Source organism: Pseudomonas sp. ASL7, assembly GCF_056680375.1.
Genome location: NZ_CM155279.1, coordinates 242,338 through 258,129 on the forward strand (window position 1 = coordinate 242,338; position 15,792 = coordinate 258,129).

At 59.9% G+C, this 15,792-nt stretch carries 16 protein-coding genes and 1 riboswitch; of the genes, 9 read left to right on the forward strand and 7 right to left on the reverse strand.

Features of this window, described 5'->3' with window-relative positions; translation table 11 throughout:
* Positions 1–27 precede the first annotated feature (27 nt).
* Complete coding sequence (locus AC1MDT_RS01115; protein WP_480420309.1) at positions 28–756, forward strand: dienelactone hydrolase family protein; 729 nt, start codon at positions 28–30, stop codon at positions 754–756.
* Between the two features lie 134 nt (positions 757–890).
* Here the strand turns inward: AC1MDT_RS01115 and AC1MDT_RS01120 are convergent, their stop codons facing one another.
* Both AC1MDT_RS01120 and AC1MDT_RS01125 read right to left on the reverse strand, forming a co-directional pair.
* Positions 891–1,751, reverse strand: a complete 861-nt coding sequence (locus AC1MDT_RS01120) for a pirin family protein (protein WP_480420310.1) — start codon at positions 1,749–1,751, stop codon at positions 891–893.
* Positions 1,752–1,812: 61 nt separating this feature from the next.
* Positions 1,813–2,229: an OsmC family protein gene (locus AC1MDT_RS01125; protein ID WP_480420311.1), complete on the reverse strand. Its 417-nt coding sequence runs from the start codon at positions 2,227–2,229 to the stop codon at positions 1,813–1,815.
* Positions 2,230–2,495: 266 nt separating this feature from the next.
* Here AC1MDT_RS01125 and AC1MDT_RS01130 point away from each other — a divergent pair, with 266 nt between their 5' ends.
* Both AC1MDT_RS01130 and AC1MDT_RS01135 read left to right on the forward strand, forming a co-directional pair.
* Positions 2,496–3,872 (forward strand): pyridoxal-phosphate dependent enzyme, encoded by a 1,377-nt coding sequence (locus tag AC1MDT_RS01130; RefSeq protein WP_414908485.1) that lies wholly within the window; start codon positions 2,496–2,498, stop codon positions 3,870–3,872.
* The gene (locus AC1MDT_RS01135; protein ID WP_480420312.1) at positions 3,869–5,047 is read left to right on the forward strand and encodes a cystathionine gamma-synthase; all 1,179 of its coding nucleotides are present in this window, start codon (positions 3,869–3,871) and stop codon (positions 5,045–5,047) included. Before AC1MDT_RS01130 ends, AC1MDT_RS01135 begins: the two co-directional genes overlap by 4 nt.
* A gap of 63 nt (positions 5,048–5,110) precedes the next feature.
* Here AC1MDT_RS01135 and AC1MDT_RS01140 read toward each other — a convergent pair whose 3' ends face one another.
* From AC1MDT_RS01140 to purM, 3 genes are read right to left on the reverse strand one after another with little or no spacing between them, the layout of a single operon-like run.
* Positions 5,111–5,824: a DUF3108 domain-containing protein gene (locus AC1MDT_RS01140; protein WP_480420313.1), complete on the reverse strand. Its 714-nt coding sequence runs from the start codon at positions 5,822–5,824 to the stop codon at positions 5,111–5,113.
* An 8-nt stretch (positions 5,825–5,832) separates the two neighbouring features.
* Entirely contained in the window at positions 5,833–6,483 is a 651-nt protein-coding gene (gene purN / locus AC1MDT_RS01145) for a phosphoribosylglycinamide formyltransferase (RefSeq protein WP_480420314.1), read from the reverse strand.
* A complete protein-coding gene (purM, locus tag AC1MDT_RS01150; RefSeq protein WP_480420315.1) occupies positions 6,483–7,541 on the reverse strand; it encodes a phosphoribosylformylglycinamidine cyclo-ligase in 1,059 nt (352 codons plus the stop codon). The genes purN and purM overlap by 1 nt, the downstream gene beginning before the upstream one ends.
* A gap of 382 nt (positions 7,542–7,923) precedes the next feature.
* Between purM and AC1MDT_RS01155 the strand changes: the two genes are divergently transcribed.
* From AC1MDT_RS01155 to AC1MDT_RS01180, 6 genes are all read left to right on the forward strand, one after another.
* Positions 7,924–8,982: a DUF2066 domain-containing protein gene (locus tag AC1MDT_RS01155; RefSeq protein ID WP_480420316.1), complete on the forward strand. Its 1,059-nt coding sequence runs from the start codon at positions 7,924–7,926 to the stop codon at positions 8,980–8,982.
* Between the two features lie 47 nt (positions 8,983–9,029).
* Positions 9,030–10,103: an AI-2E family transporter gene (locus tag AC1MDT_RS01160; protein ID WP_480420317.1), complete on the forward strand. Its 1,074-nt coding sequence runs from the start codon at positions 9,030–9,032 to the stop codon at positions 10,101–10,103.
* A 230-nt stretch (positions 10,104–10,333) separates the two neighbouring features.
* Entirely contained in the window at positions 10,334–11,038 is a 705-nt protein-coding gene (gene hda / locus AC1MDT_RS01165; RefSeq protein WP_157713295.1) for a DnaA regulatory inactivator Hda, read from the forward strand.
* A 213-nt stretch (positions 11,039–11,251) separates the two neighbouring features.
* The gene (locus AC1MDT_RS01170) at positions 11,252–11,887 is read left to right on the forward strand and encodes a C40 family peptidase (protein WP_480420318.1); all 636 of its coding nucleotides are present in this window, start codon (positions 11,252–11,254) and stop codon (positions 11,885–11,887) included.
* A gap of 164 nt (positions 11,888–12,051) precedes the next feature.
* Entirely contained in the window at positions 12,052–12,588 is a 537-nt protein-coding gene (locus AC1MDT_RS01175; protein ID WP_480420319.1) for a C40 family peptidase, read from the forward strand.
* Positions 12,589–12,603: 15 nt separating this feature from the next.
* Complete coding sequence (locus tag AC1MDT_RS01180) at positions 12,604–13,257, forward strand: O-methyltransferase (RefSeq protein WP_480420320.1); 654 nt, start codon at positions 12,604–12,606, stop codon at positions 13,255–13,257.
* A 121-nt stretch (positions 13,258–13,378) separates the two neighbouring features.
* Here AC1MDT_RS01180 and AC1MDT_RS01185 read toward each other — a convergent pair whose 3' ends face one another.
* Positions 13,379–14,692, reverse strand: a complete 1,314-nt coding sequence (locus tag AC1MDT_RS01185) for a PQQ-dependent sugar dehydrogenase (protein WP_480420321.1) — start codon at positions 14,690–14,692, stop codon at positions 13,379–13,381.
* A 66-nt stretch (positions 14,693–14,758) separates the two neighbouring features.
* Positions 14,759–15,343: a hypothetical protein gene (locus AC1MDT_RS01190; RefSeq protein WP_480420322.1), complete on the reverse strand. Its 585-nt coding sequence runs from the start codon at positions 15,341–15,343 to the stop codon at positions 14,759–14,761.
* A gap of 153 nt (positions 15,344–15,496) precedes the next feature.
* A riboswitch (cobalamin riboswitch) is annotated at positions 15,497–15,729 on the forward strand.
* Positions 15,730–15,792: the final 63 nt, after the last annotated feature.

The window sequence follows — 15,792 nt, forward strand, 5'->3', positions numbered from 1 at the left end:
TCTGGTGTCTTTTACTGGGAGTTAGTCATGAGTCAAATCACTGTTCGTTCGGTTGCTTACCAGCTTGATGGCCAGTCCTTTGAAAGCCGTCTGGCATTTGATGCCAACCACAAAGGCCCGCGCCCGGGATTGTTGATGGCGCCAAACTGGATGGGTATCAGCGCCGGCGCCGAGGAAATCGCCAAGTCGGTGGCGTCCAAGGGGTATGTGGTGTTGATCGCGGACGTTTATGGCCAATCGGTTCGTCCACAGAACGGCGACGAGGCGGGGGCGGCGATGATGCCCCTGAAGAATGACCGTGCGTTGCTGCGCAAGCGCTTGCAGGCGGCATTCGAACAGTTGCAGAGCCAAGGCGAGGCCGCAGTCGATACCTCGAAACTGGCGACGTTCGGTTTCTGCTTCGGCGGTTGCTGCGCGTTGGACCTGGCCCGTACGGGTGCGCCAGTGAAGGCGGCAGTCTCGTTCCACGGGAGTCTGGATTCACCGAGTCCGGCCGATGCCAACAACATCAAGGGTTCGGTGTTGGTGTTGCACGGCGCCTCTGATCCACTGGTGCCAAAGGAGCAACTGCCCGCGTTCGAAAATGAAATGAATGCGGCGGGGGTGGATTGGCAGTTGCTGAGCTATGGCGGCGCCGTGCATTCGTTTACGGACCCGCATGCGAATGTGCCGGGGATGATGATGTATGACGCGAAGACGGCCGCTCGGGCGTTTACGTCGATGCATAATCTGCTGGATGAAGTGTTTAAAGGTTGATTGCTGTTTTCTCCACTGAAAATATCGCTGTCAGTGCTGGCCTCTTCGCGAGCAGGCTCGCTCCCACAATGGAATGCATTCCCCCTGTGGGAGCGAGCCTGCTCGCGATGGCGGTGTAGCTACCACCGAGGATTCTAGGGCAGTTCGATCCGCTCACTTTCCCCCGGCACCGTCGGCCAATCCCCGGCCGCCCAACGTCGCCGGGCTTCATCGATGACTGCCGGATCGCTCGCCACAAAATTCCAGTTGATCCGTCGCGGCCCATCCAGCGGCGCCCCACCAAACAGCACTGCATGACAGTCACTCTCGGCGAACAGGGTCATCTCTTCGCCGGCCGGCAGCACCACCAGCGAATTCAGCTCCAGCGGCTCACCCTCAAGCAGCGCCTCTCCGCTCAACACATACAACGCCCGCTCTTCATGTTCGGTGGGAATCAGCAATGTCGTTGCCGTTTGCAGGTTCAACTCCGCATACAACGTAGGAGAAAGCACCGGTACGGGTGATTCCAGGCAAAAGCCTGACCCGGCAATCATCCGGATCTTCACGCCAAGGTTGTCGCTCACGGGCAATGTGGCGGCTGGATGGTGGCTGTAGTGTCCCGGGCCCTGCTCACGATCCTTGGGCGATGCCAGCCAGATTTGCAAGCCGTGCAGGGTGAACCCGTTGCTCTTCAATGCCTCGGGCGTGCGCTCGACATGGGCAATCGCGCTACCAGCGGTCATCCAGCTGACATCGCCGGCATCCACGATCTGATCGGACCCGAGGCTGTCTTTGTGCTGGATTTGCCCCTGGAACAGGTAGGTGAGGGTGGAGAGGCCGATGTGCGGATGCTGGCGGATGTTCATGCCTTTGCCCGCCGGATAGTGGGTTTCCAGCATGTGGTCGAAAAACACGAAAGGTCCGACACTGCGGCATTTGGCGGATGGCAGCGGGCGAAGAATCGGCTGGCCTTCGACATCTTCGGCGCGGGGGCGGATCACGAGCGGAGTGTTCATGGTGCATTCCAGGCTGAGCGGGTGACGCATGGAGCATAACCCGCTTGTGCAGCCCTTGCCGCTATTGGCTGAAGGCACCTTCGGACAAGTGGGTTTCAATGCTGACGTCGGTAGTGGTCATCAGCTTGTGGACCGGGCAGCGGTCGGCCACGCGGTGCAGTTCTTCGCGCTCGGCGTCGGTGAGCACACCCTTGAGCGTCAGTTTGACATGCAGTGCATATTTGCCTTTTTGCTCTTCGCTGTTGTCGCGTTTGACCTCGACCGTCACGCCCGTCAGCGGGATGTTTTTCTTCTTGGCATACATCTTCAGGGTCAGGGCTTTGCAGGTGCCGAGGGCGGCGTCGAAGTAGTCGTGTGGCTCCGGTGCCGAGCCTTCGCCGCCTACGGATTGAGGCACATCGGCAAACAGTTCATGTTCATCGATCTGCACGCTGTGACGAAAACCTTCGCTGGAGAGGGTATTGACGGTAACGGACATGGGAAGCCTCGCAGGCAGTAGGAAAAGTCAGTCGATCAAAAAAGACCTTGAAGTTATAGAGCATTCCTCTTAACGGGCGTTCCACTATTTGCAACCCGCTCGTGATCACGCTGAATCAATACGACGATGCGACCGACTGGCTGCGCACGGTTGCGAGTGGGCCAATCCCGGCCTATGGTCCAAGCGATGCCCAGGTGTGACTGGCACGCGATGACTCGCCGCCGGTTGCTGTCCATCCAGTGGGATTCCCACCTCGAGGTGACGACATGCCGAACGACTCCCGCCCTGCCGTACTCGAACTGATCGGCAATACGCCACTCGTGCGCGTCAGCCGTTTCGATACCGGCCCTTGCACCCTTTTTCTCAAGCTCGAATCGCAGAACCCGGGCGGTTCGATCAAGGATCGCATCGGCCTGGCGATGATCGACGCCGCCGAACGTGATGGCCGCCTGCGGCCCGGCGGCACTATCGTCGAAGCCACCGCCGGCAACACCGGCCTCGGCCTGGCCCTGGTCGGCCGCGCCAAGGGCTATCGGGTGGTGTTGGTGGTGCCGGACAAGATGTCCTCCGAGAAAGTCTTGCACCTGAAAGCGATGGGCGCCGAGGTGCACATCACCCGCTCCGATGTCGGCAAGGGTCACCCTGATTATTACCAGGACGTCGCTGCGCGGCTGGCGCAGGAAATTCCCGATGCCTTCTTCGCCGATCAATTCAACAACCCGGCTAACCCGCTGGCCCACGAGTGCAGCACCGCGCCGGAAATCTGGGCGCAGACCCAGCACGACCTGGATGCCATCGTCGTTGGCGTCGGTTCGGCCGGCACGCTGACCGGGCTGACCCGTTTCTTCCGCCGGGTGCAGCCGGACCTGGTCATGGTGCTGGCCGATCCGGTCGGCTCGGTGATGGCCGAGTACAGCCGCAGCGGCACCCTCGGTACGCCCGGCTCCTGGGCGGTCGAAGGCATCGGCGAAGACTTCATTCCGTCGATTGCCGACCTGTCCAGCGTACGTCACGCTTATTCGATCAGCGACGAGGAAAGTTTCGATCATGCCCGTCAACTTTTGCGCGCCGAAGGCATTCTCGGCGGTTCTTCGACCGGCACCTTGCTGGCGGCGGCGCTGCGCTACTGCCGCGAGCAAACCGAGCCGAAGCGGGTGGTCAGCTTTGTCTGCGACACCGGCACCCGCTACCTGTCGAAGGTCTATAACGATCAGTGGATGAACGATCAGGGGTTGCTTGCGCGTAAGCCTTATGGCGATCTGCGTGATGTGATCGCGCGGCGCTTCGAGGACGGCCGGGTGATCAGCGTGGGCCCGGATGACACGCTGCTCACGGCCTTCCAGCGCATGCGCCTGGCGGATGTATCGCAACTGCCGGTGCTGGAGGGCGGGCAGCGGTTGGTCGGTGTGATTGACGAGTCCGACATTCTGCTCGGCATGCAGGAAGACCCCTCGCACTTCCGCCTGACCGTTGCCAGCGCGATGACCGACACATTACAAACCCTGCCGCCCGGCGCCAGTATGGCTGAACTACGGGCGGAGCTGGACCGTGGGCTGGTGGCGATCATCGCCGACGCCTCAGGCTTCCACGGCTTGATTACTCGAGTCGACATGCTCAATCACTTGCGGAGATCCCTGACATGAGTCAACACGATGAAACCGCTGCGCCACGTGGCTTTGCCACGCGGGTGATCCATGCCGGACAGTCGCCGGACCCTACCACCGGGGCGCTGATGCCGCCGATTTACGCCAACTCCACCTATTTGCAGCAGAGCCCGGGTGTGCACAAGGGCTTCGACTACGGGCGCTCGCACAATCCGACCCGCTTTGCGCTGGAGCGTTGCGTGGCGGACCTCGAGGGCGGCACGCATGCGTTCGCCTTTGCTTCGGGGCTGGCAACTATTTCCACTGTGCTCGAACTGCTCGACACGGGCGCCCATATCGTCTCCGGCAATGACCTGTACGGCGGTACTTTTCGGTTGTTCGACAAGGTGCGGCGCCGTAGCGCCGGGCATCGCTTCAGTTTCGTTGATCTGACTGATCTGTCGGCCTTTGAAGCGGCGCTACAGGACGATACGCGGATGGTCTGTGTCGAGACGCCCAGCAATCCTTTGCTGCGTCTGACGGACCTCGCTGCCATCGCGCGCATCTGTCGTGATCGAGGCATCATCTGTGTGGCCGACAACACCTTTGCCAGCCCGTGGATACAGCGCCCGCTGGAACTGGGCTTCGATATCGTGGTGCATTCGACGACCAAGTACCTGAATGGCCACTCTGACGTGATCGGCGGTATTGCGGTGGTCGGGCAGAACGTCGAGCTGAGTGAGCGTCTGGGCTTCCTGCAAAACGCGGTGGGCGCTATCGCCGGGCCGTTCGACGCTTTCCTTACCCTGCGCGGAGTGAAGACACTGGCGCTGCGCATGGAGCGCCACTGCAGCAATGCGCTGGAGCTGGCGCAATGGCTGGAGCGTCAGCCGCAGGTGGCGCGCGTCTATTATCCGGGCCTGCCGTCGCACCCGCAGCACGAACTGGCGAAGCGGCAGATGCGCGGTTTCGGCGGGATGATTTCCCTCGATCTGAACAGCGACCTGGCGGGCGCCAAGCGTTTCCTCGAGAGCATGCAGATTTTCGCCTTGGCCGAGAGCCTGGGCGGGGTGGAAAGCCTGATCGAACATCCGGCGATCATGACGCACGCGACGATTCCCGCAGATACCCGCGCGCAACTCGGCATTGGCGATGCGCTGGTGCGTTTATCGGTAGGGGTCGAGGATGTCGAAGACCTGCGTGTCGACCTGGCCCAGGCACTGGCGCGGATTTGAATGCAACAGGCATAAAAAAATCCGGAATCCTTATCGGATTCCGGATTTTGGTGTCGATCCGGATCAGCTGCCTTTGACAGTCTTGCCGTTGACCGTGCCGTCGAGGAGCATGATGTTGTACTCCTTGCCGTCGGTTTCAACTTGTTGCAGGCGGACCAGCAGGTAATCCCAGTCCTTGGCAAACCACAGGACGGTGATGCGTTTGTTTTGTGTCGGGTCGCGTACACGCTCGACCTTGATCGCATCGATGTTGCCAGCCTTGGTCTCGACCTTTTCCGAGCCCAGCACGCGGAAGTCGTAGGTATCGACGTCGTTGCCGTCAACTACCTGATAGCTCATGCTTTTTTTGCCGGCGGCGACGTCGCGCTGCAAGGCCAGTTGATAAGTGGATTTGTCGACCATGCCAGTGTTTAGCGGGACCTTGACCGGGTCGCCGCGATCCGTGCCAGTGACCATCTTGGTGGTCCAGTCGAAATCCAGATCCGACTTCTTGGCTTTGCCCAGGCCGCTACGTTCAAAGTGGTAGGACTGAGGCAGCAAAGTGTCCTTGTCCAGGGTCAGGGTGCTTTCTTCAGTCAGGCTGGCGATCATCATCGACGCCTTGAAACTGAGTTTCCAGGCGCTGTTGGCTTCTTTGGTCAGGCTTCGTTCAGCCGTGCCGCTCATGGGAAGTTGCTTCCAGTCGGCGGTATAGCTGGCGGAGAAGGGGTGAAGGTCCGCAGCCTGCGCCAAGGGCAGGGCGAGCAGAGCGCAAGCGAAGAGCAGGGCGCGACGCATAAAATCTCCTAGGTTCGAATCAAGTGACCGCTGGCCGCAAGTAACTGACCATCCAGTAAAGCACCTTGTTCACCGAGTGATAAACGACCTTCGGCAAACCAGAGTACGGCCATCGGGTAGATCAGGTGTTCCTGAGCGTGGACCCGCTGCGCCAGACTCTGCGGCGAATCGTGCAACTCTACCGGTATTACTGCCTGTACGACCAGTGGTCCGCCATCGAGTTCCTCGGTGACGAAGTGCACGGAGCAGCCGTGTTCACTATCGCCAGCGTCCAGCGCGCGCTGATGCGTGTGTAACCCTTTGTATTTGGGTAGCAGCGAGGGATGGATATTAAACAGGCGACCCTGATAGTGGCGCACGAAGTCAGCGCTGAGAATGCGCATGAAACCGGCCAGTACCACGAGCTTGGGATTGAAAGCGTCGATCAGTTCGATCAGCGCGGCGTCGAAGGCTTCACGGCCTTCGAACGCCTTGTGATCCAGGGTGCGGGTGTCGATACCCGCGTCCCTGGCGCGTTGCAGGCCATAGGCGTCGGCGCGGTTGGAAATCACCGCAGCGATGCGGACGGGGCTCTCGCCGGTCCGCGTGCTGTCGATCAAGGCCTGCAAATTACTGCCGGTGCCGGACAACAGCACCACGACATCACAGGTGACGGACATTAGTGCGCCTTTAGGTTCTTCAATTCGACCTGGGCCGCGCCTTCAGCCGCGGTGGAGATCTGCCCGATGACCCACGGTTGCTCGCCGGCTTCACGCAGCACGTTCAACGCGGTTTCGACGTGCTCTTGAGCCACGCAGATAACCATGCCGACGCCGCAGTTCAACACGCGGTGCATTTCGTTTTCGTCGACGTTGCCTTTCTCTTGCAGCCAGTCGAACACGGCAGGGCGTGTCCAGCTTGCCACGTCAACCACCGCTTGAGCGCCTTTTGGCAGAACGCGCGGGATGTTGTCGAGCAGGCCGCCACCGGTGATGTGGGCCATGGCTTTGACGGCGCCGGTTTCCTTGATCAGCTTGAGCAACGGCTTCACGTAGATGCGGGTTGGGGCCATCAGCAGGTCGGTCAGCGGTTTGCCTTCGAGCTGGATGTTTTCGATGTCTGCACCAGCAACTTCAATGATCTTGCGGATCAGCGAGTAGCCGTTGGAGTGCGGGCCCGAAGACGGCAGGGCAAGCAGTGCGTCGCCGGCAGCAACTTTGGAGCCGTCGATGATTTCGGATTTTTCCACGACGCCGACGCAGAAGCCGGCCAGATCGTAGTCTTCGCCTTCATACATGCCCGGCATTTCAGCGGTTTCGCCGCCGACCAGGGAGCAGCCGGACAGTTCGCAGCCAGCGCCGATGCCGGTGACGACCTGGGTCGCGGTTTCGACGTTCAGTTTGCCGGTGGCGTAGTAGTCGAGGAAGAACAGCGGCTCGGCGCCGCAGACCACCAGGTCGTTTACGCACATGGCAACCAGGTCGATGCCGATGCTGTCGTGCTTGTTCAGGTTCAACGCCAGGCGCAGCTTGGTGCCGACGCCGTCAGTGCCGGAAACCAGCACAGGCTGCTTGTAGCCGGCCGGGATTTCGCAGAGGGCGCCGAAACCGCCCAGGCCGCCCATGACTTCCGGGCGCGCAGTGCGCTTGGCGACGCTCTTGATGCGTTCGACCAATGCTTCACCGGCGTCGATGTCTACACCGGCGTCCTTGTAGCTCAGGGAGGGTTGCTTGCTCATGATCCAGGCCTTTAGGGGGGATTCAGGGGTAACGACCGAGTCCAGTGGGACCGCCGAAATATACGAGGACGAGTGCCGAGCGCATATTTCTGGGTGCCCGGCTGTTGCCGGTCTGCGAAGGCGCGCGATTTTATCAGGCTTGAGGGGCAGCGGCCATCCTCACACCGACGGCAGGGGCATATCGCATTAAAAAAATTGATATTGACGGTGTGGATGACGTCTCGCATGGCTGTATAAGGTATCGCCATTAACCGTCTATCGTTATGACAGTGCGAAAACTTCCAGTGATCGTGTGAATGTTTTGCGCAAGGAGGTAGTCACAGCCTTGCCCGATCATCTTCATGCGGTCTGTTCCAGCCGCTCTTGTCGTCAGGAATCTTCCATGCGTCTGTGTAACTTCGTGTTTGTGGGCTGTTTGTCATTTTTCAGTGTGGCGAGCCATGCCGAAACCGTCAAAGGTCTTTATCAGGTTCGCGAGCCTGTCAGTAGTCAATCGCAGGAGGAGCGCGATCAAGCGACACAGCGTGCGCTGGATACGCTGGTCCTGCGCCTGACCGGCGATCCCAAGGCGGCGCAAAGCCCGGGTCTGGCGGCTGTACGTAAAGATCCGCAGCAAATCATCAGTCAGTACGGCTTTGACGCCGGTCCGCCGCAAGTGCTGAAAGTCGATTTCGATCCGGCGACCACCGAACAAGCGTTACGCCGGGCCGGGCTGTCACTGTGGGGGGCTGATCGGCCGTCTATTCTCGGTTGGTGGTTGAACGATACCACCGAGGGTTCGAGCCTTGTGGGCGATGCCCAGGCCAGCGCGGTGCCGCTGCGCCGAGCGGCGCAACACCGGGGTTTGCCATTGCGTTTGCCACTGGCGGACCTGAGTGAACAACTGGTCGCCACGGCGCCCAATCTTGAAGGCTCGGACGCGGCGCCACTGCGTGGCGCCTCGGAACGTTACAACGCTGACGCCTTGCTGGCGGTGCATGCCCGCGAAGAGGGTGGCCAGTGGCAGGCTAAATGGCATTTGTGGCTGGGCGATAAGAAAGAAGCGGGGACCGTGCAGGGCGCGGATCAGGCCGCTGTGGCCGATGCGGTGATGCTGGCGGTCAGCGAGCGTCTGGCGCCGCGATTTGTGGTGAAGGCAGGTGTTTCGGGCGAACAATTGCTGGAAGTGCAGGGCATGAACCTGGAGCACTATGCTGCGCTCGGGCGTTTGCTGGAGCCGTTTGGTGCGCGCCTGCAAAGCGTTGATGGCGACCGCATTCTTTACCGGGTCAATGGCAGTGCCGAGCAATTGCGGTCGCAGTTGTCGCTGGCGAAGTTGCAAGAGGTGCCGGCCGGACAGGCGCCGGCCCCGACGGCCCCCGTTCAACCGGTCGCCGATGGGGCGGCACCTGCTGTAGCGCCAGCCCCTGCACCGACGCCGCAATTGCGTTTCCGCTGGTAGATTTTTCTTTCCTTCCTTTTATATAAGTGCTGAAGCAGGAGTGGTTCATGGCCGATACGCGGCGTTGGTTCTGGTTGGGTGGGGTCGTCCTGCTCTGCGCGTTTGTCTGGCTGTTGCATCCGATCCTGACACCGTTTCTGGTCGCACTGCTATTGGCCTATCTGTTCGATCCACTGGTGGATCGGCTGGAAAAGGCCGGGCTGTCACGCACCTGGGGTGTCATCGCGGTGTTTTCGCTGTTCACCCTTATCTTTACGACGCTGCTGCTGGTGTTGGTGCCGATGCTTGCCAGGCAGCTCTTTCGTTTGTACGAGCTGGCGCCGCAAATGCTTGACTGGTTGCAACACACCGCCTTGCCGTGGGCGCAATCGAAGTTGGGGTTGGCGAATAACTTCTGGAAATTCGACAAGCTCAAGGCGGCGATCAGCGAGCACATGGGCGAGACCTCGGACATTGTCGGTGTGGTGCTGAGCCAGGCGACGGCTTCGGGGCTTGCGTTGATCGGCTGGCTGGCGAATCTGGTGCTCATTCCTGTGGTCAGTTTCTACCTGTTGCGGGACTGGGACGTGATGATGACCAAGATTCGCAGCCTGCTGCCCCGCAATCGCGAAGAGCGTGTGGTCGCCCTGGCGGATGAGTGCCATGAAGTGCTGGGGGCGTTCGTTCGCGGACAGTTGCTGGTGATGCTGGCGTTGGGCGTGATTTACGCGGCGGGCCTGATGCTGGTGGGGTTGGAGTTGGGGTTGTTGATCGGCCTGATTGCCGGTCTGGCGGCGATTGTGCCGTACATGGGGTTCGTCATCGGCATCAGCGCGGCATTGGTTGCCGGTCTGTTCCAGTTTGGCGGGGACCTGTATCCCATGATCGGCATCGTCGCGGTGTTCATGGTCGGCCAGGCGCTGGAAGGCATGGTGCTGACCCCATTGCTGGTGGGGGACCGCATCGGTTTGCACCCGGTGGCAGTGATTTTCGCGATTCTGGCGGGTGGCGAGCTATTCGGCTTTACCGGAGTCCTGTTGGCGCTGCCGGTGGCGGCGGTGATCATGGTGCTGGTTCGCCATATGCACGATTTGTATAAGGATTCCGATATGTACAGTGGCGTCGACAAGCTGGAACTCTGACGTGCGTCGAGCGTGCGTGGCGGGCAGCCTGGTTCGATAGCAGGTGGGCCCGCCTCTTGCGTGCGGCTGTCACATGCACCGCCAAAGAAACTGTCATAAAACCAGTGTGTTAACGCAAACCTTTGATTTTGCTTGTGGTCTGTCGCATTGTGCGACCCGCGTCACGGGTATAAACTTCGCAAACTTTACACAGAGGCCACTAACGGTTCCGTTGGAACTGTTCAGTCAGCATGAAACCGATTCAGCTGCCCCTAGGTGTGCGTCTGCGTGATGACGCTACCTTTATCAATTACTACCCAGGCGCCAATGCCGCAGCACTCGGCTATGTCGAGCGGCTATGCGAAGCCGACGCCGGCTGGACCGAAAGCCTGATTTATCTCTGGGGCAAGGACGGGGTAGGGCGTACCCACTTGTTGCAGGCGGCGTGCCTGCGCTTCGAGCAATTGGGCGAGCCGGCGGTGTATTTGCCACTGGCTGAGCTGCTGGATCGCGGCACCGAAATCCTCGATAACCTCGAACAATACGAACTGGTCTGCCTGGATGATTTGCAGGCAGTCGCCGGGCGCGCGGATTGGGAAGAGGCGCTGTTCCATCTGTTCAATCGTCTGCGTGACAGTGGACGGCGTTTGCTGATTGCCGCTTCGACCTCCCCGCGTGAACTGCCGGTGAAGCTGGCGGACCTCAAGTCTCGTTTGACCCTGGCGCTGATCTTTCAGATGCGGCCGCTTTCCGACGAAGACAAATTACGGGCCTTGCAACTACGCGCTTCGCGTCGCGGCCTGCACCTGACCGATGAAGTCGGGCATTTTATTTTGACTCGCGGCACCCGCAGCATGAGTGCGCTTTTCGAGTTGCTGGAACGTCTCGATCAGGCCTCACTTCAAGCCCAGCGCAAGCTCACCATCCCGTTTCTAAAAGAGACACTGGGCTGGTAAAACCTAGTGCCTACAAGGTTTTTGGCAGATTTCAGGCGCCAAAAAATCCGCTGTCCTACAGGGCGTAGGACACGCAGGTGTCTAAATGGGGCATTAGCGCTTAGATGTAATCGCGAAACCGGAAAGTCACATAAAGATCGATTGAATTTGCAAATGAGGTTGATAGCGGGCATAGTCTCGCCTTCTTTACAACTATCAGCCACGGTCGTGCCCATGCTAAATCGCTTTGCACCCCTCGTGCCCCTCGCACTCGTCACCCTGTTGTTCGGTTGCGCTGCTCACTCTCCAGTGTCCCAGCAAGAGCAACAACAGCAGGTTCAAAATTCTGTTACTGCCCAGTCTTCCGCTCTTTACCAGGAAGAGATGGCCACCGAAAAAGAACTGGCCGACTTTGCTGGCGGCAAGTCGTACAAGCTTCCGGGTCTGGCCGACAGCATCCTCGAACGTGGCATGTCCCTGATCGGTACCCGTTACCGTTTCGGCGGTACCTCTGAAGACGGTTTCGATTGCAGCGGTTTCATCGGTTACCTGTTCCGTGAACAGGCCGGCATGAATCTGCCGCGCTCCACTCGCGAAATGATCAACGTCGACGCGCCACTGGTTTCTCGCAGCAAGCTGCAGCCGGGCGACTTGCTGTTTTTCGCCACCAATGGTCGACGCGGTCGCGTCAGTCATGCCGGGATCTACCTGGGTGACAACCAGTTCATCCATTCCAGCAGCCGCCGCAGCGGTGGTGTCCGGATCGATAGCCTGGGCGACAGTTACTGGAACAAAACCTTCATCGAAGCCAAGCGCGCACTCGCGATGGCCCCGACCGCAGCCCCGACGATCGTCACGGCGCGCCAATAAGCGGACAGTTTGTAAGGTGAACTTAAAGTCTTACTTGAAGTTTGCCGTTTAGCCGCTAGAATCCAGATCTATTATTGATGGCAAACCGCCTGCGTCCTGCGCAGGCGGTTTTCTTTTCTGCGTCCCCTGCAGAAAAAGCCGCAGCCAGATCAGGATGTTCTGCCATGACGACGTCGGCCCGCCTCGCAATCATGTTCTTTGCCGCGCTGCTTGGCGCCTGCGCGAGCCGCCCACCGCCTCCTGCTCCGGTGGTTCGCGCGCCGATCATTTTCGGCTCATCCCAAGCCTTCTCCCCCGAAGCAGAAGAAGTACTGTTCCGCGCGTTGGGCCTGGTCGGCACACCTTATCGCTGGGGCGGCAACACGCCAGACTCCGGATTTGATTGCAGCGGCTTGATCGGCTACGTCTACCGTGATGTCGCCGGTATTTCCCTGCCGCGTACCACCCGCGAGCTGATCAGCATGCAGGCGGCTAATGTGGGCAAGGAAGGCCTGCAAACCGGTGACCTGATTTTCTTCGCCACCCATGGCGGCTCCCAGGTCAGCCACGCCGGCATTTATGTCGGCGAAGGCCGATTCGTCCATGCGCCAGCCACCGGCGGCACGGTGAAGCTTGACAGCTTGTCCAAAGCGTATTGGCAGAGAGCCTACCTGAGCGCCAAACGTGTCCTGCAACCTGAGCATCTGGCGCGTAACCCATAGTTCGCAGAGGTTGTCATGACCGCTCGCACGCTCAATCTCGACGATTCCCTGTATCAATACCTGCTCGACGTTTCCTTAAGGGAAACGTCGGTGCTCAAGCGCTTGCGCGACGAAACCCAGGCGCTGCCCATGGCTCGCTGGCAGGTGGCGCCGGAGCAGGGGCAATTTCTCGCGTTACTGGTGAAGATCACCGGTGCCAGGCATTTGCTTGAAGTGGGCACCTTCACAGGCTACAGCGCCTTGTGCATGGCGGCTGCATTGCCGGATGACGGTTCGCTGATCTGCTGTGATATTCCCGGCGACTACAACGCCATCGCGCGCCGCTACTGGCAGGAGGCGGGGCTCACCGAGCGGATCGATCTGCGTTTGGCGCCTGCACTGCAAACGCTCAACCAGCTCAATCAGCCAGGCCACTTCGATTTGATTTTCATTGATGCCGACAAGGCTAACTATCCAGCCTATCTTGAGCACGCCCTGCGTTTGCTGCGCGTGGGTGGTCTGGCGGTGTTCGATAACACGCTGTGGAGCGGGCGGGTACTTGAGGAGCATTCCGAGAGCGCAGACACCCGGGCCATCCAGGCACTCAATCGTGCCTTGAAGGATGACTCGCGCGTGGATCTGTCGTTATTGCCGTTGGGCGATGGATTGACGTTGTGCCGTAAGCGCTAAAACGTCGGGCCCGTGTAGGAGCGAGCTTGCTCGCGATGGTGGGTCAGTTACATCGATGTCGCCTGACACACCATCGCGAGCAAGCTCGCTCCTACAAGGTGATGTGTTCGGCGGTAATGCCTTATTTAACCGCCGAAACGCGCCACACCTTGTTCCCCACATCATCCGCCACCAGCAAATCCCCCTGCTGATCAATCACCACGCCCACCGGACGACCCATGGCCTCTTCTTTGGCGTTGAGGAAACCGGTGAGCACATCAATTGGCTGCCCGATTGGTTTGCCTGCGCTGAACGGCACGAAAATCACTTTATAGCCACTGTGCGGATTACGGTTCCACGAGCCGTGCTGGCCGATGAATGCCCCTTCCTTGAACGGCACCGCAAGTGTGTTGCCTTCAGCAAATGTCAGGCCCAGCGACGCAGTATGCGGGCCGACTGCGTAGTCCGGAGGGATCGCCTTGGCGACCAGGTCCGGGTTTTGCGGATCGACCCGAATGTCGACATGCTGGCCGTAATAGCTGAACGGCCAGCCATAAAACGCGCCGTCCTTGACCGAGGTGATGTAGTCCGGCACCAGGTCGCTACCGATTTCGTCTCGCTCGTTGACCGCCGTCCACAAGGCGCCGCTGTGCGGCTCCCACGCCATGCCGTTGGGGTTACGCAGGCCCGAGGCGAAGATCCGGTGATTGCCGGTGGCTCGGTCAACCTCCCAGATCGCCGCGCGACCTTCTTCCTTATCCAGGCCGTTTTCGGCGACGTTACTGTTCGAGCCCACCGTGACGTACAGCTTGCTACCGTCTTTGCTGGCGATGACGTTTTTGGTCCAGTGATGATTCAGCGGGCCGGCTGGCAAGTCGACCACTGTGATCGGCGGCGAGGTGATCGCCGTATCGCCGTTTTCATAGTGGAAGCGCAACAAGCGGTCGGTGTCGGCCACGTAGAGGTCATTGCCGACCAGCGTCATGCCGAAGGGGGAGTTCAGGTGTTCGAGGAACACCGTGCGGGTTTCGGCAATGCCATCGTGGTCCTTGTCTCGCAGCAGCGTGATGCGGTTCGGACTCGGTACGGCCGCGCCGGCGCGGCCCATGACTTTGCCCATGATCCAGCCGCGAATACCTTTGCTGTCATCGGGTTTCGGTGGTGCGTTGGTTTCGGCCACCAGCACGTCGCCGTTGGGCAACACATAGAGCCAGCGAGGGTGATCGAGGCCTTCCGCAAAGGCCGCGACCTGAGTTCCGGCGGCTGCAATGGGTTTTGCGCCAGCCGGCCAGCCAATCGCCGGGGCGATGTTCACCGTCGGGATCAGGGTCTTGTTGGGTTCTGGCAGTTTTGGCGACGGACCCGTGCCGTCGGAGACTTGCAGGCTGGCGGTTTCACCACAGCCGGCGAGCCCTCCGGCGAGCGCGATGACAATGATGAGTTGGAGCTTGCACATGCCGGTCGTCCCTATGAATGCCCTATCTATTCATAGAGACGCCGAGAGGATTGAAGGTTCAACCGGTCAGCCGCGTGCTTCCTTGAATAGCACGGCGATGCCCGGGTGATAGTTGCCCGCTTCATTGCGCAATTTTCGGTAAGCGTAGGGGAAATACCAGGCGACGGCGCAGCTGTGTTCCTTCTGCAGGTCGTCGACCATGTCCTGGAGTTCTTCCGGCGTGGCGCCATGCTGGGCCTTTTGCGGCGCGACAAACAGGCAGCCGAGTTTCAGGTCGCTGGCGTAGCTGATTTTCTTCGCGTCGCTGGTGATATCGAGCAAGGCTTGAGTCAGGTTCAGGCTATTGACCCGAGGCCAGCGCTGCGTGGCCTGGAGGTAAGCGCGTTCTTCAGGGGTGGCGATAAACAGATCGGCGCGCGCATTGCGTTCGCCTTCTTCGGTTTGCTTACGGGTCGACGTTTGTTGCAGCGTGACCATTTCCGCCATCCAGGCTGCAGTGGAAAGCAGCCCGAGGTTGGCTTTTTCATCGAACCAATACGGGGTTTCGTTATCGCCGCGCACAGCGTTGTAGCGGTCGATACAGACAAACCAGCGCTCCAGCACCGGGCGCAGGAATTCCAGCTTCGGATTGCTGATGATCATGCCTTGCATGTTGCTCACCCTTGTTATTTTGATTGCGGTTATGGCTCTTTGATATCACTGCTCGCGCTGTGACACAACCTTGGCGTCAGCCGATTGACCGGCGGCAGTATATCGTTCACCGGGGTTCTGTCTTCATTTGACGCTCCACCCCCAACCCTCTAACCTTCGCGGCTTGTTTCAGGTGCTCTGTGACCCTGGTCGACAGAGTGAAACAGGGAAGCCGGTGAGTCATCCCTTCAAACGAAGGGGGTCACGATCCCGGCGCTGCCCCCGCAACGGTAAATGAGTGAAGACTGCGCCTTGAGCCACTGTGTCGACTGTCGACATGGGAAGGCGCGCAGTCCGGCGTATCGCCGCTTATGAGCCCGGAGACCGGCCTGATTCATCCAGCGGCATCACGGTGGGCGATGCCAGGCTTTTTGCCGTCAATTCTTGTGCCTGCCCGCCGTTATCCAGCC